Source organism: Streptococcus xiaochunlingii (assembly GCF_006385805.1).
Taxonomy (GTDB): Bacteria; Bacillota; Bacilli; order Lactobacillales; family Streptococcaceae; genus Streptococcus; species Streptococcus xiaochunlingii.
Map to the genome: position 1 here is coordinate 1,294,207 of NZ_VFSG01000001.1, position 20,019 is coordinate 1,314,225.

At 44.3% G+C, this 20,019-nt stretch carries 18 protein-coding genes and 1 other RNA gene; 3 read left to right on the forward strand and 16 right to left on the reverse strand.

What is annotated here, in order from left to right; genetic code table 11:
- Positions 1 to 11 precede the first annotated feature (11 nt).
- From FJR71_RS06530 to FJR71_RS06590, 11 genes are all read right to left on the reverse strand, one after another.
- Positions 12 to 1,145, reverse strand: a complete 1,134-nt coding sequence (locus tag FJR71_RS06530) for an N-acetyldiaminopimelate deacetylase (protein WP_140814364.1) — start codon at positions 1,143 to 1,145, stop codon at positions 12 to 14.
- Between the two features lie 63 nt (positions 1,146 to 1,208).
- Complete coding sequence (dapD, locus tag FJR71_RS06535; RefSeq protein ID WP_006595464.1) at positions 1,209 to 1,907, reverse strand: 2,3,4,5-tetrahydropyridine-2,6-dicarboxylate N-acetyltransferase; 699 nt, start codon at positions 1,905 to 1,907, stop codon at positions 1,209 to 1,211.
- 148 nt (positions 1,908 to 2,055) lie between these two features.
- A complete protein-coding gene (locus FJR71_RS06540) occupies positions 2,056 to 2,976 on the reverse strand; it encodes a hypothetical protein (RefSeq protein WP_246040113.1) in 921 nt (306 codons plus the stop codon).
- Positions 2,977 to 3,057: 81 nt separating this feature from the next.
- Entirely contained in the window at positions 3,058 to 3,795 is a 738-nt protein-coding gene (locus tag FJR71_RS06545; protein WP_125335037.1) for a hypothetical protein, read from the reverse strand.
- A gap of 10 nt (positions 3,796 to 3,805) precedes the next feature.
- Entirely contained in the window at positions 3,806 to 4,447 is a 642-nt protein-coding gene (locus FJR71_RS06550; RefSeq protein ID WP_246040115.1) for a hypothetical protein, read from the reverse strand.
- Between the two features lie 445 nt (positions 4,448 to 4,892).
- The gene (locus FJR71_RS06560; RefSeq protein WP_125335039.1) at positions 4,893 to 5,696 is read right to left on the reverse strand and encodes a hypothetical protein; all 804 of its coding nucleotides are present in this window, start codon (positions 5,694 to 5,696) and stop codon (positions 4,893 to 4,895) included.
- A 21-nt stretch (positions 5,697 to 5,717) separates the two neighbouring features.
- The gene (locus tag FJR71_RS06565) at positions 5,718 to 6,926 is read right to left on the reverse strand and encodes a hypothetical protein (protein WP_125335041.1); all 1,209 of its coding nucleotides are present in this window, start codon (positions 6,924 to 6,926) and stop codon (positions 5,718 to 5,720) included.
- Between the two features lie 184 nt (positions 6,927 to 7,110).
- A complete protein-coding gene (locus FJR71_RS06570) occupies positions 7,111 to 8,460 on the reverse strand; it encodes a glucose-6-phosphate isomerase (protein WP_140814367.1) in 1,350 nt (449 codons plus the stop codon).
- 491 nt (positions 8,461 to 8,951) lie between these two features.
- Positions 8,952 to 9,047: signal recognition particle sRNA small type (gene ffs / locus FJR71_RS06580), an RNA gene on the reverse strand.
- Between the two features lie 38 nt (positions 9,048 to 9,085).
- Positions 9,086 to 9,598, reverse strand: coding sequence for a tRNA adenosine(34) deaminase TadA (gene tadA / locus FJR71_RS06585; protein ID WP_049474207.1), 513 nt, complete (start codon positions 9,596 to 9,598; stop codon positions 9,086 to 9,088).
- Between the two features lie 219 nt (positions 9,599 to 9,817).
- The gene (locus FJR71_RS06590) at positions 9,818 to 11,110 is read right to left on the reverse strand and encodes an adenylosuccinate synthase (protein WP_070665062.1); all 1,293 of its coding nucleotides are present in this window, start codon (positions 11,108 to 11,110) and stop codon (positions 9,818 to 9,820) included.
- 296 nt (positions 11,111 to 11,406) lie between these two features.
- Between FJR71_RS06590 and gshAB the strand changes: the two genes are divergently transcribed.
- Complete coding sequence (gshAB, locus tag FJR71_RS06595; protein ID WP_140814368.1) at positions 11,407 to 13,662, forward strand: bifunctional glutamate--cysteine ligase GshA/glutathione synthetase GshB; 2,256 nt, start codon at positions 11,407 to 11,409, stop codon at positions 13,660 to 13,662.
- Positions 13,663 to 13,914: 252 nt separating this feature from the next.
- Here the strand turns inward: gshAB and FJR71_RS10230 are convergent, their stop codons facing one another.
- Positions 13,915 to 14,043, reverse strand: a complete 129-nt coding sequence (locus tag FJR71_RS10230) for a hypothetical protein (protein ID WP_003002006.1) — start codon at positions 14,041 to 14,043, stop codon at positions 13,915 to 13,917.
- Positions 14,044 to 14,154: 111 nt separating this feature from the next.
- Here FJR71_RS10230 and hslO point away from each other — a divergent pair, with 111 nt between their 5' ends.
- Both hslO and dusB read left to right on the forward strand, forming a co-directional pair.
- Positions 14,155 to 15,027, forward strand: a complete 873-nt coding sequence (hslO, locus tag FJR71_RS06605; RefSeq protein ID WP_281281319.1) for an Hsp33 family molecular chaperone HslO — start codon at positions 14,155 to 14,157, stop codon at positions 15,025 to 15,027.
- Complete coding sequence (gene dusB / locus FJR71_RS06610) at positions 15,014 to 15,994, forward strand: tRNA dihydrouridine synthase DusB (RefSeq protein WP_006595451.1); 981 nt, start codon at positions 15,014 to 15,016, stop codon at positions 15,992 to 15,994. Before hslO ends, dusB begins: the two co-directional genes overlap by 14 nt.
- Before the next feature lie 317 nt (positions 15,995 to 16,311).
- Here the strand turns inward: dusB and FJR71_RS06615 are convergent, their stop codons facing one another.
- The 4 genes from FJR71_RS06615 to FJR71_RS06630 form a co-directional block, all read right to left on the reverse strand.
- Complete coding sequence (locus FJR71_RS06615) at positions 16,312 to 17,109, reverse strand: NUDIX domain-containing protein (protein ID WP_140814371.1); 798 nt, start codon at positions 17,107 to 17,109, stop codon at positions 16,312 to 16,314.
- Positions 17,110 to 17,892: a nicotinamide riboside transporter PnuC gene (pnuC, locus tag FJR71_RS06620; protein ID WP_140814372.1), complete on the reverse strand. Its 783-nt coding sequence runs from the start codon at positions 17,890 to 17,892 to the stop codon at positions 17,110 to 17,112.
- 12 nt (positions 17,893 to 17,904) lie between these two features.
- Positions 17,905 to 18,963, reverse strand: coding sequence for an AAA family ATPase (locus FJR71_RS06625; protein ID WP_048690743.1), 1,059 nt, complete (start codon positions 18,961 to 18,963; stop codon positions 17,905 to 17,907).
- A 202-nt stretch (positions 18,964 to 19,165) separates the two neighbouring features.
- The gene (locus FJR71_RS06630) at positions 19,166 to 19,900 is read right to left on the reverse strand and encodes a hypothetical protein (RefSeq protein WP_140814373.1); all 735 of its coding nucleotides are present in this window, start codon (positions 19,898 to 19,900) and stop codon (positions 19,166 to 19,168) included.
- Positions 19,901 to 20,019: the final 119 nt, after the last annotated feature.

Sequence of the window (20,019 nt, forward strand, 5' to 3'; positions counted from 1 at the left end):
TCCATCTCTCTTTATTGGTTAGCTTTTATTTTTAAGAAAGGACTAATGGCTTTGACACCAAAGTGCAGGGCTTCTTCCTTGGGACTCATCTGAGGGTGATGAAGGGCATAAGGACTGTCCACTCCCAACCAGAACATGACCCCATCCACTTTTGACAAGAGATATCCAAAATCCTCTCCAGTCATGGCGGGTAGGATATCAATCAAGGTCACATCTTCTGCTTGATCAAAGAAGGTCATCAGTTCATCTGCCAAGTCTGGATTGTTTTCCACCGGCAAATAGCCCCCTTGCTTGAGTTCCAACTCTAGGTCCATATCAAAAGCATCTGCAATCCCTCTCGCAATCGTCTCGAGTCGTTTCTGGGTCAAGAGGTTCATTTCCATGGTCAGGGTCCGGATGGTCCCATGCAGAAAGGCCGTCTCTGCAATGACGTTATTGGTCGTCCCCGCATGCATGGAACCGAAGGTCACAACTGCCCCCTCGATAGGATCAACATTCCGGCTAACAATGGTTTGGACCTGGGTGACAAAATAGCTGGCAGCGACCAGGGCATCCTTGGCTTCATGGGGAAAGGCGGCGTGTCCTCCTTTTCCTTTAAAGGTCAGCTTCACTTCACAGGTCCCCGCAAAGAGCGTCCCCCGATTGGTCGCGATCTCGCCTACCTTTAAGTCTGGACGGACATGGAGGCCGTAGAATTGATCGGGCAACCAGTCTCCAAAGGCCCCATCCTCATACATGAGCATGCCTCCAGCTTCATTTTCCTCGGCTGGTTGAAAGAGAAACAAGAGATTGTTCTTCGGTTGTACTTGGACCAGTTGCTCCAACAAGCCCAAGGCTAGGGTCATGTGAACATCATGGCCACAGGCATGCATCCAACCTTCGTGGCGGGAGGCAAAGTCAAGGCCAGTTTGCTCGATAATGGGCAGGCCATCGATATCGGTCCGCCAGCCAATGGTCTTTTCTGGATTGGAGCCCTTCAAAAAGACTAAGATTCCTGTCCGCCAGGTCCGCTGCTCGACGAACTCTTTTCCTTCGGTAATTTCAGCGATACGCTCCAAGAGATAGGCTTGTGTTTTGAATTCTTCTAGTCCAATTTCTGGGATTTGATGCAGATCCCGTCGAATTTTTACTAAATCAAGTGTCATATCCATCTTCCTCTTTTGAGAAGAAGCCGAGGTATCCCCCAGCTTCCTTTTCTTATTCCTCTATTAAAGGTTACGCAAGGCATCCTCAAGTGCTGTTTTTTGTTGCGTCTGTTCGTCAATCGTCTTGATCACGCGCGCAGGCACACCTGCTACTACTACATTTTCAGGCACATCTTGGGTAACAATCGCACCCGCAGCTACGACGGAGCCATTACCAACTTGAACCCCTTCTATGACGACGGCGTTGGCTCCCACCAAAACGTTGTCCCCGATACGAACTGGTTCTGCAGAGGCTGGCTCAATGACACCTGCAAGGACTGCTCCTGCTCCGATATGGCTATTTTTACCAACCGTTGCACGGCCACCAAGAATAGCCCCCATATCGATCATGGTCCCCGCACCAATTTCAGCCCCGATATTGATGACGGCTCCCATCATGATTACCGCATTGTCTTCAATGGTCACCTGATCTCGAATGATCGCACCCGGTTCAATCCGGGCATTCAAATAACGCTTGTCCAGCAAAGGTACCGCTGAATTGCGACCATCTTGCTCTACGATATAGTCTTTGTTTTCTGTTAAGTTGGCAAGAAGGGGCTCTATCTCTTTCCAGTCTCCAAATAGGACATTGCCTAGCTTTACAACGGATGCTGGAAGCTCTCCTGCCAATTCCCCTTCAAAGGTCACTTTTACGTTGGTTTTCTTTTCTGCATTGCCGATAAAGGCGATAATTTCTTGTGCAGTCATTTTTTGTGCAGTCATGGCGATACCTCTTGTTCTATGTAGTCAGTCCTCTAGGAAGATAGGCTCCTTTTGAACTCTTTGATTTTACTATTATAGCATAATTTAATGGACACACTAAATCGCGACCTAGTCAAATGGTTACAGTTAGTTCCTGTCATTTTGGTTCCTATTGGACCACTATTTTTTTCAATCGGTATTGATCCGAATTTTCGTTAAAATACAAATAGACTCGTTTGCTATCTGTAGTTGAATAGACTAGAGCGATGGTATCCACTTCTCCAGGATTGAGAATAATAAAAATCATGGAATCTGGATTTCCCAATTGAGAAGCTGCTTCTCGGATCTCCATCCCTTCTTGCCCATCCTGAGGCATCAGAGCTTGAAATTCATCTGTGGTTTTGGTAGGTTCACCTAGCTTACTTTTATTGTTACCTACACTTAAACTAGTTATCTTTTCTGTATCATCAATCTTCTTAAAACTAATATAAACAAAACCAAATTGATCTGGCTGTTTATAGGTTAAATGTGTGCCTTGTTGTTCTGGGCTAAAATAGGAATAATTACCATTCCAAGCTTTCCCAAAGTGTTCAACCGTTTCCTCCGGCGTTACAAACTCTAATTTCTTATGATGGATCAAGTTCAGCAACTCGTCCAAACTAAAAGAGTGAACGCCATTGTTTTCATCCACATAGGGAGAATTTTCGGATGTCAGCTGCTTCGATTTCTTTTCTGACTCACTCTTCTCTTCCTTTGTTTGGCTAGAAGATTCTGATGGTTGGCTAGAGGAGGCAGATGATTGTTTAGAGGATGTTGAACTGAAAGAATGACGGTCCTGTTTTTTACTTACTGTGCTATCCTGCTCTGTCTTATTGAGAAAACTGCTTACATAACCAAGCGCTATAATGGAGAGACTAAAGACGATAACCATCCCCACAGCAACTGCAAAAAGAGAACCAAAACGGGGCAAGCCCGCTCCTCGAAAAGCATCCTCACGGACACTTCTCTTTACCCCTTTTTGATAGCTCCGAAGACTGGGACTTTCAAAAGCTTCTCCTTCAGGCCCACGATCCGAAAAGACCTCAGACACTTCCCGATTCCTACTTGGGAACCTAGTCCATTCTCTTTGAATCTGTCTACCTTTTTCCATTCCATTTTCCCTTCTTTTTACTTAACTTTGTTTCTTAGGATCTAGTTGACTCTTGCGCAACAAGGAATAGGAACCGTCTACATGTTCCAGCTCCAATAAATAAGTTTTTCCCTTCTCATCCTGATAGGATAATTGAAAACCTTCCTGTTCAGGCCCGATCTGGCGTCGGACGAAGGATTGTAGGCCCTGATAGTTGGCTAACAATGCCTTAAGATCTATCTTTTCTCCAGGCTCCAAACCTTGATAAACCTTTTCTGAAAAAGCTTTTTTCCCCTCCCGATTTAGATTGGCCAGACTCGCGTCAATCTCTTCTAGCAGATAGCTCCCATCTGCCCCCTTGCTAAAAAGCAAACGGATGGAGGCTCCCTTTCCTCTGTCGTCCCATCGATAGAGAAGAGAGAGACTGGGTTGCTTGCTTGCTGTAGATTGAAAGAGGACTTTCTCTTGGGGGTGGCCCATCTCCTTCAGAAGGGTCTCCAGGCGACTTCCAGTCTGCTTCAGGCTACCGTTTTGGTTCTTTATCGATAGAGGAATGTGCTCGATCTGTTCCAAGGTCCATGACGAATCCTTTTTTTCATTCGTTTCTTTTAAGAGTCGCTCCCCTTGAAATTCTTTCGCTTTAAAAGTTGACAAGTTCCTTATTTCGCTTATCGCTGTAGAACTTTTCGGTGGATGACTAAGGACCTCTAACCCCATCCCTAGGAGGAGCGCTAGCAGCAGGAGACTAGGAATTGTTAACTTCTTGATGACTGTATCCATTTACTCCTCCTTATTCGACCTTGACTAGATGATAGCGAGCATCATTTTGGGCTTGCAAAGTGAGAAAGACGAGCCCCTCTTGTGCACGGTAGGTCAGGACTATAGCCGTTTTGCCATCCTTATGATTCAAAAGCAATGATTGTGGCAAGCCTATCTTTTGTAAAATGTCTTCAAGCTTCATGCCGGTTTTCTCTTTCCCACTAGCAAGATTGGTAAAGGCTACCTTTTTCAGCTGTTTACTTTCCAGATGATCCTTAGAAGTTGGCTGATAGCCCTGAATAGCCGTTAGATAGTAGCCATCCTTCATATGGGTAAATTCAAATTGGTATCTATCTCGTCCATCTTGTGTCGTTCCATAGCTTAGACGAAGGAGCTGCGTTGTAGCTTTTGACTCGAGTCGAGCTTGCTTGGCTCCCCCTAATTTTTTAACCAGAGCCTCTGGTGTCGTCCCCTTGGTGCTTGGACCACCAGTCGCATCTCCTATTTTAAACTCCAGCAACTCCTCCAAATTCACCCCAACTTCTGGGTGATCTGATTTCGCCAGGAAGTCCTGCAGATAAGCTTCTTCCTGATGAAAGGTCACTTGCTGGTCTGTATTCAGCTGTTCTTGTGGCCTCCCAGAAGCAGCAAGCTCATAGCCTACTCCCAGCATTGCGAGGATTCCTAAAACAATCCCTCTTTTTTGGATGAAAACCAGGAGGGCCTTCAGATGTTTTCTTATTGTTTCCTTTACATTATCCATTCTGTGATCGAATCTGTATCCCTTTCCGTCCAACTGTTCACGCCTATTTCCTTTAGCAACATATCCTACTATACCATAAATAGCCAGTCCTAGCTAGAATAGAGAAGAGAGTGGGACAGAAATCGGTAATTCGTTAGAATTCGATTTCGTCGTCCCACCTCCGCACAGTTGAGTAGGGCTGTAAAAGCTGATGAAATCAGCGTAGTAGAGCCCATTCAACCACTGCGTCTTGCTCGACAATCCAAAAATAATTGAGAGGCTAGGACTTTTGTCCCAGCCTCTTTTTCTAGCTTTAGGAAAGTTGAGTTTCTTCCTTTCTTTTCCCTACCATTGTGAGGCAGGAAAGTGACCAATCTTAGTCGTCACCTTTTTTAGCAAGAAGGAAATCGCCGTCTGATTGTTTCACAAACGTTAACTTATATTGGTCTGAAGTTGAAGATTTAAAACGGATTGTCATGGTAGTCACAATATCATTAGTTTTGTAGTCTTCATCTGCAGACAAGGAGAGAGAATAAATGGTATTATCTTTCAACACTTCCTTGTAAGAAACGCCATCCTTACCAGTTTTGGAATCCCCGACTTTAAGCTTGTCATAGTAAGAAGAGGTCATGAAATTGTCCTCAGCTTCGTTATAATCCCCTGAATAATAGAGGTCCTGTAAATAATAGGTATCCCCCTCTTTCTTAAAGGTCAATCTCATATCACGAACGGTATGGTATTGAGAATAGGTATCATCCTGATCTTCTTTTAACTCGCCCCACTCTAAATCAATGAGATCTCTTCTAAATGAACCTTGTAAAGCTTTTCCGTGCTTATCCACAACATCTTCAATGGATGTTCCCAAATTTGAAGTTGAGTAAGTACCAAGCTCGAGGTCAGCCAAATCAGTAATGTTCCATGTAAAATCAGTATCTTCTGGATCAATATACTTTCCAGACTGATCGCGTTTTGATTCCCCTGCATCAGCTTTCGGATGAAGGGCAGGATAGGAACTTTTAGCACTATTTGCTGCACCCATAGAATGGCCGACGAAGAGACCGATAATGACTCCTAAGACCGCAAAGCCACTAATACAAGCAATTAACAGACCTTTCCCTGGCTTCTTTTGATCACCAGTTTCTGGCACACCAAATGGTGCCTGTGATTGATTCGTATTCATCTTTCATCTATCTCCTCTATATTAAAAACGTTCTGGACCAATGTATAAGAAGTCCCCATCTGGTTGTGCTAAGAAGCGTAATGTCTTATAATCGTCTCCCACTTTAAGGTTGATCTTTGCAACCACTCGAGTAGAGTCATACTCTTCTCCATCAGCAGTGATTTTTGTCTCTGTACCTATTTGAACATTTTGTTTATGTTTCTTCAAAACTTCCAATAAGGAGGTTCCACCTTTACCAGTTTTCTTATCTCCTTTTTTCAGATCTTTGAATTCTTTCGTGCTCATCTCACGATCTGTAGAAGTATCTTCATCTTCGTCGTCTTCACTCGCATAGACTTCTTCCAAGTTAAAGGCTTCTACAGATTTCAAATAATAGTTGCCATCCACTTTTTCAAATTTGAAATAAACATTCTGGTGAGAGGCGTTCTTTGCACGATCCCAAGTAAGAGTCATGCCTTTCTTTTCATAATCGACACTGGTAGCCAATCCATAAGTTTCAACAATCTGATCAGCAGTCAAGCCATAACCGTCCTTGTTGCTATAACTTAATGCAGCAAGGTCTTTTAGGGTCCAAGTAAAGATAACCTCATCCTTTTCTGTAATAAAGCCTGTCTTTGTTTTCTTAGCTTCTTCACTAGCACGGTCTAATCGTTTGGTACGTTTGGCATCTGCTTGAGGCTTAGATGAATGTCCCCAGAAATAGCCAGCTCCGCCACCGATCAAGCCACCAAGAAAGAGGGCAAGAATAGAAAAGACGATAAAGTTAGTCCGTCCACTCTTCGGTTTTGGCTGAACATTCCATTGTGATTGAAAGGCTTGAGGGTTCCCTTGTTGGTAGAAAGGATTGTTTTCTACCTGTGGCGCTTGATTTTGGAAAAATTGTTCCTGTCCTCCAGTTTGTGGTCCTTCTACTGGAGAAGACTGTTGGAAGCCTTGCGCTCCTGGTGCACCAAATGGCTCATAAGCTGTTTGGCCATTTTGTACTCCAAAAGGGTCTTGGAAGTTTTGGCCCATTGAATCTTCAAGAGGTTCTTGAGCAGCCTGCCCCCCTTGTGCTCCAAAAGGGTCTTGGACGGTTTGACCCGTTTGGGCTTCAAGAGGTGGTTGAACAGTTTGTTCGTTTTGTGCTCCAAAAGGCTCTTGAACAGTTTGTCCCTCTTGTGTTCCAAAAGGCTCTTGAACAGTTTGTCCCTCTTGTGTTCCAAAAGATGTCTTGTCTTCTGTTGTCATAATCTCTCCTTTACTAACAACCTTCGCTTATCGTTCTTTCTACTTTTTTGTGATCATAGTTTGACGTGCAAAGTATAAATATAGTAGTTCTACTATATCATAAAACAGTCTATTTTTCCACCTCATTCTGAGATATGGAAAGCGATTAAAAAACGACCTCTTTCGAGATCGTTTTGTCTGTCTATTATAGACGAGCGTTGAGTTCTTTGCTCAATTCTTCAAATCCTGGTTTACCAAGAAGGGCAAACATGTTACATTTGTAAGCTTCAACACCTGGTTGGTCAAATGGGTTGATAGCGTTCAAGTAACCTGAAAGGGCGATGGCCAATTCGAAGAAGTAGATAGTGTATCCAAGAGTGAAGGCATCTTGCTCAGGAAGAGTCACGTACATGTTTGGCACGTCACCGTCAGTGTGGGCAAGAAGAACACCGTCAGTCGCTTTTTTGTTAACGAAGTCAACGTCTTTTCCTTGGAGGTATCCAAGTCCGTCAAGGTCTTCTTCCAATGTAGGGATAATCACGTTCTTACGTGGTTTGTCAACACGAACAACTGTTTCAAACATGATACGAGTTCCTTCTTGGATAAATTGACCCAATGAGTGCAAGTCTGTTGAGAAGTTAGCTGAAGTTGGGTAAATACCTTTTTGGTCTTTACCTTCTGACTCACCAGCCAATTGTTTCCACCATTCTGAGAAGTATTGAAGAGATGGCTCGTAGTTTACCAAGATTTCAGTTGCATAGCCTTTACGGTAAAGGATGTTACGAACTGCAGCATATTGGTAAGCTTCATTTTCAGCAATCTTATCTGAAGTGTAGTCTTTACGAGCTGCGTTCGCACCTTCCATAAGGGCTTTAATATCTGCTCCTGATGCAGCGATTGGAAGCAATCCAACTGCTGTCAATACTGAGAAGCGTCCACCGATGTCATCTGGGACTACAAATGTTTCCCAACCATTAGCATCTGCTTCAACCTTAACAGCACCTTTTTGGCGGTCAGTTGTTGCGTAGATCCGTTTGTTAGCTTCTTCTTGACCGTATTTCTTAACCAAGAGTTCTTTAAAGACACGGAAAGCGATGGCTGGTTCAGTTGTTGTACCTGATTTAGAAATCACATTGACTGAGAAGTCTTTATCTGCAACATACTCTACTAAGTCAGCAAGGTAAGTTGATGAGATTGAGTTTCCAGCATAAAGGATTTGTGGAGCTTTGCGTTCTTCTTTTGTTTGCAAGTTTGCAAAGTGGTGGTTCAAGAAGTCAATGGCAGCTTTCGCTCCAAGGTATGATCCACCAATACCGATAACGACCAAAACATCACTGTCTGCTTTGATTTGCTCAGCAGCTTTCAAGATGCGGTCAAATTCTTCGCGGTCGTAGTTTTCAGGAAGGTCCAACCAACCCAAGAAGTCGCTACCAGCACCAGTTCCTTTACGGATCAATTCGTCTGCTGCTGTAACTTGTGCTTGCATGTATTCCACTTCATGTGGTGCAACAAATTTGTCTAATACTTTTGAATAATCAAATTTAATATGTGACATAGTATTCCTCCAAAATTTCTTCTTCTCTATGATATCGCTTTACCGGGATTTAATCAAGGGAAACCACCCTGTAAAACGTTTTCATTTGCTAATTTTTTTATTTTCACAAATCAAGAAACGACGCAATAGCAATCGTTTGCATATACGGACTTATTTTAAGCGGAACAGACAAAAAAAGAAGCTTCTTCCGAAACTCCATTTTCACGCTATTATTCTTTGAAACCGCTAATGAATTTCAAGATGACGCTAGTGAGTGATCGGCTACAGGTCTCGTAAATCCTATGGGTCAGATCTCCTCCTGCAGACTTGACTCTCTATATATTTCGGAACGTAGTTCTCGCTTTGCTCGAACTGCGTCAATGTACCTAAGTTCATCCGCGTCCGTTGGACTTGATTCACTAAGAACTTCATCGGTTTACAGCTTTTTCCCTAACGGGAAAAACTGCATCCATTGCTCTAGGATTCATCTACGCCTTGCAGGCTCGATTCATCAAGAGCAATAGAAAAGAGCACACAGTTCACTTCGCTTAGGGCTGCTGGATTCCTCCCCTGACCCGCTTCACGCAGAACTGTTGCTCCGATAGGTATTATAACATAATTTACTGAATTTGCAAAGGTCCGGTTTTTATTCTTGTGTTTCGGCCTTAGCTGCGAGCTTGGCTTGTTTTTTTCGTTCTCGGCCTTGGCGGAAAAAGGTCTGCATAATGGCTGCACATTCTGCTTCCAGAATCCCTGTTTCTACTTCCACCCGGTGATTGAGACGTTCATCTGTCAAAATGTCGTAGAGACTCCCTGCTCCACCAAACTTCTGATTGGTCGCACCGTAGACTACCTGAGGGATCCGGGCCAGCCCGATGGCACCACTGCACATGACACAGGGTTCAATGGTCACAAATAGGGTGGTATCCAGCAAACGCCAGCTCTCTTCGTGCTGATTGGCTTCTTCGATCGCCATTACCTCCGCATGCATGACCGCTCGCTGCAATTCTTCTCGCGCGTTGTGCCCACGTCCAATGATCTCGCCGTCTTTGACAATGACACAGCCAATAGGAATTTCCTCATGGGCCAAGGCGATCTCTGCCTCTTTTAAAGCCTCTCGCATAAAAGCTTCTTTCTCTTCTAGGGTATAGTCTCTCACTTGTACACTCACTTACTTTTTATGTTCTTGTTCTATTATATGATGAAGCCAGAAAAAAAGCCACCAATGGGTGACTTCTTATAGGGAGATATTATGAAAAAAAGTTTGGATTCTAAACAAAGTTGGGAGGTCTTTGTTTATGGTCTTAGTATAGACCACAGGGCTTAAAGTATTCTTAAGACTCAAAAAAGTTGAGAGAGACTCCCAACTTTTATTGAATTATTTACTTGACCAGACACTTTCCAGGATATTGGTTTGGTCACGATCTGGTCCGACTGAGAAGGTTGAAATGCGCACACCAACCAACTCACCGATCCGGCGAACATAATTGCGGGCATTTTCTGGAAGCTCATCCAAGTGACGGACACCGGTGATGTCTTCTGACCAACCTGGTAATTCTTCATAGATTGGTTTGCAACGTTTGAGTTGCTCCAAGCTTGCTGGGTAGTGGTCAATGCGTTCTCCATCCAAGTCGTAAGCCACACAGATCTTCACTGTATCCAAACCTGACAGAACGTCGATGGAGTTCAAGCTGAGGTTGGTAATTCCTGACACACGACGGCTATGGCGCATGACAACTGAGTCAAACCAACCGACACGACGTGGACGACCGGTTGTTGTCCCATACTCATGGCCGACTTCACGGATCCGATCACCCACTTCATCAAAGAGCTCCGTAGGGAATGGGCCATCTCCAACACGGCTGGTATAGGCTTTACATACACCGACAACCTTATCGATCTTACTTGGGCCGACACCTGATCCGATGGTCACCCCACCTGCAACAGGGTTTGAGGAAGTTACAAATGGATAGGTTCCTTGGTCGATATCCAACATAACCCCTTGGGCTCCTTCAAAGAGCACGCGCTTGCCGTTATCCAAAGCATCGTTCAAGATAACAGAAGTATCGGTTACATATTGTTTGATTTGTTGACCATATTCATAGTATTCTTCGAAGATATCGTCAAATGACAAAGCCTCTGCATCATAGAGTTTGGTAAATTGACGGTTCTTTTCTTCCAAATTGATGCGAAGGCGTTCCGCAAAGACGTCACGGTCCAAAAGATCCGCAATCCGAATTCCTACACGTGCAGCCTTGTCCATATAGGCTGGTCCAATCCCTTTGATGGTCGTTCCGATTTTGTTGTCCCCTTTAGACTCTTCTTGGAGACGGTCCAATTCGATGTGGTAAGGAAGGATGACATGGGCACGGTCAGAAATGCGAAGGCTGTCTGTTGATACCCCTTCTTCATGGAGATAAGCCAACTCTTTGACCAATGATTTCGGGTTGACCACCACCCCATTTCCAATCACAGAGATCTTTTCAGGGAAGAAGATACCAGAAGGAATCAAGTGCAACTTGAACTTTTTGCCGTCAATCACGATGGTGTGACCGGCATTGTCCCCACCTTGGTAGCGAGCAATGACTTCTGCATTGGCTGATAGGAAGTCTGTAATCTTCCCTTTTCCTTCATCTCCCCACTGGGTTCCTACAACAACTACTGATGTCATATCTTTGTCTGAGCTATATAGCTCGTCCTTTCTTGAAAAGCAGGCAGGAATCTCACCTGCGATTATGTTTTATACCTCATTATATGAAAAATTTGACAATTTTTCAAGGAGGGTTCATCATTTCATTTGTTTTTTCTCTTATGTAGACGAATTACATTTTTACAAAATATGTATTTTCTGAATTTTAGTACTTAATTTAAAATAAAAGTTCGGAATTTTTGTAAAATCGTAGCGGAAATTTGCTTTCTTTTTCCGTTTGTAATAGACTAAAATAACTACCATAGGACGGTGAAACGATGACGATTAATCAATTACTGCAGAAACTGGATACATCAAGCCCTATTCTCCAAGCGACCTTTGGTCTGGAGAGGGAAAATCTGCGAGTGACAACTGATGGACACTTAGCTCAAACTGCTCATCCGAGTCAGCTTGGTTCCCGCAATTTCCACCCGACCATCCAAACAGACTTCAGCGAACAACAACTGGAACTAATTACACCTATTGCTCACTCTACTAAGGAAGCGCGGCGCTTACTGGGAGCTATCAGCGATGTGGCAGGCCGCTCAATTGACCAGAGTGAATGCCTGTGGCCTCTGTCCATGCCACCGCAGCTGACTGAAGAAGATATTATCATCGCCCGTCTGGAAAACGAATACGAACGCCACTACCGAGAGGGTTTAGCGAAAAAATATGGCAAAAAACTACAGGCCATCTCTGGTATCCACTACAACATGGAGCTAGGGAAAGATCTGGTCGCTGCTCTCTTTCAAGTCAGCTCCTATCATTTACTCAAGGACTTTAAAAATGACCTCTATCTCAAACTGGCTCGAAACTTTCTGCGTTTCCGATGGCTCTTAACCTATCTCTACGGTGCTGCTCCTCTGGCAGAAGCCGGCTTCTACAGTCAGGAATACCCGCAGCCTATCCGCTCTTTTCGCAACAGCAACTATGGCTATGTCAATGACGAGAATATTCAGGTGTCCTACACTTCTTTGGAGCAATATGTAACCGATATTGACAACTACGTTCAGTCTGGCGAGCTCAGTGCTGAAAAAGAATTTTACTCAGCCGTTCGCTTCCGTGGACAGAAGCACAATCGCGCCTATCTGGAGCAGGGTATCACCTATCTGGAATTCCGCTGCTTCGATCTCAATCCTTTTGACCATTTGGGCATTAGCCAAGAGACCTTAGATACTGTCCATCTCTTTTTACTGGGCCTGCTCTGGCTAGATGATGTAGAAAATGTTGATGCAGTATTAAAAGATGCTCATGATTTGAACCAGAAAATTGCTTGTAGCCACCCGCTGACTGCCCTGCCAGATGAGGCAGACAGCTCAGCCATTCTCCAAGCCATGGAAGGGCTCATCCAGCATTTTGAACTGCCAACTTACTATCAAACTTTGCTGGACCAGATGAGAGAGGCTCTCTTACATCCTCAGCTGACACTGTCAGGACAGCTCCTGCCCCATATCCAGCAAGATTCCTTAACAGCTTTTGGTCTAGAAAAAGCAGAAGAATACCACCGCTATGCCTGGACTGCTCCTTATGCCCTCAAAGGCTACGAAAATATGGAACTGTCCACCCAGATGCTGCTCTTTGATGCTATTCAAAAGGGGCTGAATGTTGAAATTTTAGATGAAAAGGACCAATTTCTCAAGCTTTGGCATGGTAGTCATGTAGAATATGTCAAGAACGGCAATATGACCTCCAAGGATAACTATGTCATCCCTTTGGCCATGGCCAATAAAACAGTCACCAAAAAGATTTTGGCAGCAGCTGACTTTCCCGTTCCGGCTGGAGCAGAATTTTCTTCTCTTGAAGAGGGACTGGCCTACTACCCTTTGATTAAGAACCGAGAAATTGTTGTCAAACCCAAGTCAACCAACTTCGGACTGGGCATCTCTATCTTCCAAGAGCCAGCTAGCCTGGAAGCTTATCACAAGGCTCTGGAGATTGCTTTTTCAGAAGATGTCGCCGTCTTAGTGGAGGAATTTATCGCTGGAACGGAGTACCGTTTCTTTGTCTTAGACGGACAATGCCAAGCAGTCCTCTTGCGAGTGGCGGCCAATGTCGTCGGAGACGGTCAGCATACCGTGAGAGAATTGATTGCCATCAAAAATGACAATCCTCTGCGGGGCCGAGATCATCGTTCACCGCTTGAAATCATTGAACTGGGGGACATTGAACTGCTCATGCTGGACCAGCAAGGCTATGGAGCAGATGATATCCTGCCTGCTGGAGTCAAGGTTGACTTGCGGCGCAATTCCAACATTTCTACTGGCGGAGACTCGATTGATGTCACAGACAGCATGCACCCATCTTATAGGGAACTCGCTGCGGACATGGCAAAGGCTATGGGAGCCTGGGCCTGTGGCGTTGATCTCATCATCCCTGACAGCTCTGCTATTTCCACAAAGGAAAATCCCAACTGTACCTGCATCGAGCTCAACTTCAATCCTTCTATGTATATGCACACCTATTGTGCTGAGGGGCCGGGACAAAGCATTACTCCGAAAATACTAGCTAAACTTTTCCCAGAAATGGACCTATAAAGTAAGAAAACGCAGAAGATGTCTCTGCGTTTTTGTTTTGTAACCGAGGTAGAGTTTTAGATGATAACCTAAAAAGATTAAGCATGGTCCTCCTACAAGTTTAAAATAGCAAGTCATTTGCTGTAAAATCATCCTCTAACAAGCAAATTTCAAACCTCTCCTGCATATAGCAGAGGAAATCTTCCCTTTTTCCCAAAAAGAATCATAGGCCGCGAATACAAGGCTAGTATCATCTGAACAAGTTCCAGCCAGTTACTGTTGGCTTCCATAGCCCACCATCTCAATCGCTTTAAAACTGCCTCGGGTTAAAAATTCATACGGAACCCCTAATGCATCAGCTACCGCCAAACCATAGACTGCCGCTTTCAAAGATTGGTTCATGCTAGCCTCCTTTGTTTTATTATACTATTTTTGGTCTTAAAATTCTTCCTAACCCCAAAAAACAAGCGCAGGCCTGCGCCTGTTTTTCTATTTTGTGTTAAAATAAAAGGTATGGACAAAATTATCAAAACTATCTCAGAAAGTGGCTCTTTCCGTGCCTTTGTACTAGACAGTACAGAGACCGTGCGAGCAGCCCAAGAATACCATCAGACACAAGCAAGTTCAACAGTGGCCCTTGGGCGCACCCTGATCGCTAGTCAAATTCTCGCAGCCAATGAAAAGGGAAACACCAAGATAACAGTGAAAATCCTGGGCACTAGCTCACTTGGTGCTATCATCACTGTGGCAGATACTCAAGGAAACGTCAAAGGCTACGTGCAAAATCCTGGTGTGGATATCAAGAAAACAGCGACCGGTGAAGTCGTGGTCGGACCATTTGTCGGAAACGGGGAATTCCTAGTGATTACCGACTACGGCACAGGCAATCCTTATCATTCCATGACACCTCTCGTCACTGGAGAAATCGGTGAAGACCTAGCTTATTACTTGACTGAAAGCCAACAAACGCCATCTGCGGTTGGGCTCAATGTCCTCCTTGATGAAGAAGACAAGGTCAAGGTTGCCGGTGGTTTCTTGGTGCAGGTCTTGCCAAATGCCAAGGAAGAAGAAATTGCCAGCTTTGAAAAACGGATCCAAGAAATGCCGGCCATTTCTACCCTTTTAGCCTCTGACGACCATATTGAAGCCCTTCTTACTGCCATCTATGGTGACGAACCATACAAGCGTCTCTCAGAAGAAGAGATCCGCTTCCAGTGTGACTGTAGCAAGGAACGCTTCATGAATGCCTTGGCAAGCTTACCAGCCAAAGACCTTCAAGAAATGAAGGACGAAGACCATGGCGCGGAAATCGCTTGCCAATTCTGTCAGACGGCTTATCACTTTGATAAAAACGACTTGGAGGAACTCATTCGTGACAAATCTTAATACACCTTTTATGATTGGGAACGTCGAGATCCCAAACCGGACGGTCCTAGCCCCCATGGCCGGTGTGACCAACTCAGCTTTCCGGACCATTGCGAAAGAACTCGGAGCTGGCCTTGTGGTCATGGAAATGGTCTCTGATAAAGGGATCCAATACAACAACGAAAAGACCCTGCATATGCTCCATATCGATGAGGGAGAAAATCCAGTATCAATCCAGCTCTTTGGGAGCGACGAAGATAGCCTCGCACGCGCGGCAGAATTCATCCAAGAAAACACCAAGACTGATATCGTGGATATCAACATGGGCTGCCCCGTCAATAAAATCGTGAAAAACGAAGCGGGTGCGATGTGGCTCAAGGACCCAGACAAGATCTACTCTATTATCAACAAGGTCCAATCTGTCCTTGATATCCCCCTCACTGTCAAAATGCGGACAGGTTGGTCGGACCCTTCTCTAGCAGTTGAGAATGCCCTTGCTGCAGAAGCTGCAGGTGTTTCTGCCCTTGCTATGCACGGACGGACCCGGGAGCAAATGTACACTGGTCATGCAGACCTTGAGACCCTTCATAAGGTTGCACAAGCTCTGACCAAGATCCCATTCATCGCCAACGGAGATATCCGGACGGTGCAAGACGCCAAACAACGGATCGAAGAAGTTGGTGCAGATGCAGTCATGATCGGCCGTGCTGCTATGGGGAATCCTTACCTCTTCAATCAAATCAATCACTACTTTGAAACAGGAGAAATTCTGCCTGATTTGACCTTCGAAGACAAGATGAAGATTGCTTATGAGCACTTGAAGCGCTTGATCAATCTCAAGGGTGAGCACATTGCCGTTCGCGAATTCCGCGGCTTAGCCCCTCACTACCTTCGTGGAACATCTGGCGCAGCCAAACTCCGTGGAGCCATCTCGCAAGCTAGCACTCTAGCAGAGATTGAAGAGCTTCTTCAATTAGAAAAAGCTTAATGACAAAAAAACAGCATCAAAAGGTTGATGCTGTTTAAAATATGCACTAACTATTTTTTACATAAAATAGCTAGCTAGTTTTTCAAAAAAACTGACTTAATTTTTTAGTCAGTTATGTAAATCTAAAACTTTCCGCTGTGAGAAAAGTGCCTGAAACACAAATGTTTCAGGCACTCGGAATTATTGAGATCTTAGGCTCAATAATTAGTCATGGAACTTCGAAGAAGTTCGCTGACGTCCGTACTCACTTAAGGAAAGTTTTTAGAAGAACTTATCTTCATTTGACAGCATCAACTTTTTGATACTGTTTTTGTATCTTATTGATCCGCTTGAGATTCGCTTTCTTTCCAGCGATAGGTCTTGCGCGGTTTTTTCTTAGGTACCCGCTTGACACCCACTTCTTCAACGTAAGAGCCATAGGTCACAAGGAAATTATTGGTTAAAATTTCTTTATCTGGATGGATTAGATTCACCAGCTCGGTTGCTTCGTATACGGTGAAAGGTTCTTCCAGAAGATGGAGGAAGGTTGGATTCCAAGCCAAGCGCCCTTGGATCCGCTTGATGGATTCTTGAACAATCTCATAGTGGTCAAAGGCGAAATCTTCAGCTGTCAAGACACGGCCATCTAGAGAACATTCCCCTTGTTTGAAGTCCACATCAAGGAAAAGAACTTCTTTGGCATCATCTCCAGCTCGAACCAGATTGACGGCCTCCGCAGGCAAATAGACCAGGTGGGCGATGGTGATGACCCAGCCCCGTGGGTCCCGACCAGGAGTCGAAACTGTCATTAACTGCTCGACCTTTTGAGGGGTCAACTCTAGTCCAACTTCTTCTTGAACTTCGCGGATACAAGACTGGATAGCATCCTCGTGCTTTTGCAAGAATCCTCCAACCAAGGCGACCCGATGCTGACAAGGGTGGGTTTTTCGGCGAATCACCAAGAGCTTCAAACGCCCCTCCACAAAGCAGTAGGCCACCATATCGGTAGTTACACTTGGATTTTCATAGGTAGGATGATCTTGCTCCTTATACCAACGGAGGAATTCTTCCTCGCTGACGACCGTCTCGTAGTATTCCTTTTCGTTCATCCCTTCCGGAATGCTGCTTGTTGCCATCTAAATAGCCTCCTTTTTCACAGCTTTGCTCCATTGGTACCAACCAACCAAGCTATTGAGGGTGTAGACCCAATACATTCCCTGAATATGGATGCTTTCTCCCCACCAGAGGTAGATACTGAAGAGGTTGGTCGCAATCCAGAAAATCCACTGTTCGCGATAGAGACCGGTCATGAGAAGTTGGCCGACTCCATTGGTCGCATCTGTCACACTATCACGGAAAGGTCGAGCGCTGTGGATACTTTTATAAGCATAGCCCATCCCGATCCAAATCAGGGCAGTTAGAACCAAATACTTGATCCATTCCATTAAGGTTAATTTCTTGGCTTCAAAGTGAGATTCTTCTGCCCCTCCTTGGTCATTGATCCGATTCGACAACCAGACATAGAGGCCGATTGGTTGCATCACGAAGAAGTACAGGGTAGTCAAAACTTCTCCATAGAAGTTTTTGTTCAAGGCTAGGATGAGGTAAATCGCTGAGTTTACTGCTCCAAAGAGATAGTTACTAGCCCGACCTTCTGCTACTAGTATCACACAAACGATTCCTGTCCAGGAGGCAAAGAGCCCTAACCAATCGTGACTTGCTTCCTGATTGGTAAACTCTAGGACAAAGGGCACGCTAGATAAAGCAAGCAAATAGAGCCATTGTGTCAGAGTGCGACCTGCAAATAGGTCTTTCCAAAGGAGTTTCATAATCCCTACGAAGCCACGTTTGCCAGCTTCTCGATGGACATTTTTTAAATGCTCCCCAAATGTTTGAATTTTTTCTTGTAGTCGTTTCATGCTGCTTCTCCTTTAATCAGCTTGATAAATCGTATCGATGACACGCTTTGCTTCTTCGTAATTCCCCAAGTAGTCCTGCCCGAGATAGGCTGTAGGAATATCTGCGAGATATTGGTGGCGGAGGTGATCCAGGTGATTTGAAAAACTGTTGCGAATTTCATCATCTGCCATGGTCATATCACGGAAACCATCATTGACATAGGATCCAATGGGTTGGACAAATAAGATCAGATCCCATTTTTCCTTAGCGAGGATACTAACGAATAAGTTATCAAAGGTATCCGTCATACTGGTCTCTTGGCCTTCTACTTCCATATAGTAGTCGTAATAGCCCTTGGTCACCAGAGAGTTGGTATCCGCAATGACCAGTCCACGATTGGCACTACTATCGATTAATTTTGAGGTTTGATCGTATTGTCCGAGTAGGAGATAATAATAGTCCTTGGGGGTCAGCTCATCATCCCGTACATTATTTCTGATCTGGTACTCGCGAGCATACTCCAAACTCACTGGCGCATCATAGAAGCGGGCCAAATCTTTTGCCAAGGTCGTCTTCCCGTTACTAGCACTCCCCATAATGAGGACCTTTTTGGTAAACTGACGACGGAAAGGTTGCGCAATGTATTTCCAATACTTGCTGGGATTTTCCCGGATAAGGGTTCCTGAGATGCCAAACTGACGCTCCTGTAAGTGCGCTTGAAAGCCTCTCGCTTCAAGTTCCTCTTGATACGTTTTTTCCCCAACATAGAAGATGAGTTCTTCTCTCTCAGCATCATATTGAATGGTTTCTAAGGCTGTTTTCAACCAAGGCTCCCATCCTAAGGGATAGCGAGGAAGTTCTGTCTCGTCTAATTTATAAATTTGGGTGAGTTCATCATTTGAAAAACCTTCTCGAATATAGCGAAAACGTTTTTGCAAAGGAAGGCCAACTTCTTCTCCTCGGTCACCTTTGTAACCAGAGACAATCACACAAACGCGGTCGCATTGGCGTTTTGCCCGTTGAATTAAATCAATATGACCTTGATGAAGGGGGGCAAACGTTCCAAATACTACTGCCACTTTTTCTTTCATCTAACTGGCTCCTTTATCATAATGTCAAAACATGTTTTGCTTATGATTTTATTATAAACTATAATTTCAATCTGTCAATACTTTTTTATAAAAAAATATATTTTTATAAAACAAAAATTAAAAAAGATTCAACTCTGTATGTTATTATACAGAATTGAATCTCTGATTTCAATCTTTTTTTAATTTTCTCAGTAGCGAGCCATTATTCCCGAACAAGGGCATGCACATGGCCATTTTCTGTCACTTGAACACTTGCCACTTGACCATTTTGACCAACAACTATATCCAGGCTAGCTACAGATCCATCTTGGGTGGAAATCAAGCCAGCATGGTAATGACCTTGGTCCAAGTTGTATTCATAGCTTCCAATCGCATATCCCACTGCATCGCCACCAGGATTTTGAATGGTTACTTGTCCTCCTTGACCGATCGTTACGCCTGTATCACGACCGTCGGTCCAACTACCTGCTGCTCCTGAATAATCCCCTGAGGCATAGCTCAAGACACCTTTATAGCGTGGGTTCTCTGTCTTAGAGGCTTGTTCTTTGGCAGTCGTGCGACCTTCTTCCAAGCTAGGACGTTTTTGTTTTTCTGGTGCTGGGTTCACTGCTGGTTTTGTTTCTTTGGAAGGAGTTGGAACCAGGCCTTGACTGACTTCTGGAACTCTTGGTGTCACTGAAGTTGATGGATTTTCTTGGCTCGCTTGTGTTTCTCTCGAAGCGTTGGCAGGAGATTGTGCAACTTCTGTGCTTTGTGTGGTTTTGCTTGTGGTCTTTTTCTCTTCTTTTTTACTTGTAGAGCTTTGTTTCACTTGCACAATTTTACTAGTTGAAGATGGACTGGTTTCCTTTTTCTTTTCTGATCCACATCCGCTTAAGAGAAGAGCAGCTGTTAGAGCAAGGGTAGATAGACTAAAGAAGGTTCCTTTCGTTTTCATGGCAATACCTCTCTTTTGTAACATTTGTTACATTTTGTAATATAATTGTAACATTTATCTATAGGGAAGTCAAGAGGATTTGCAAGTCTTATAAAAAATAGAAACTAGTTTCAAAAAAG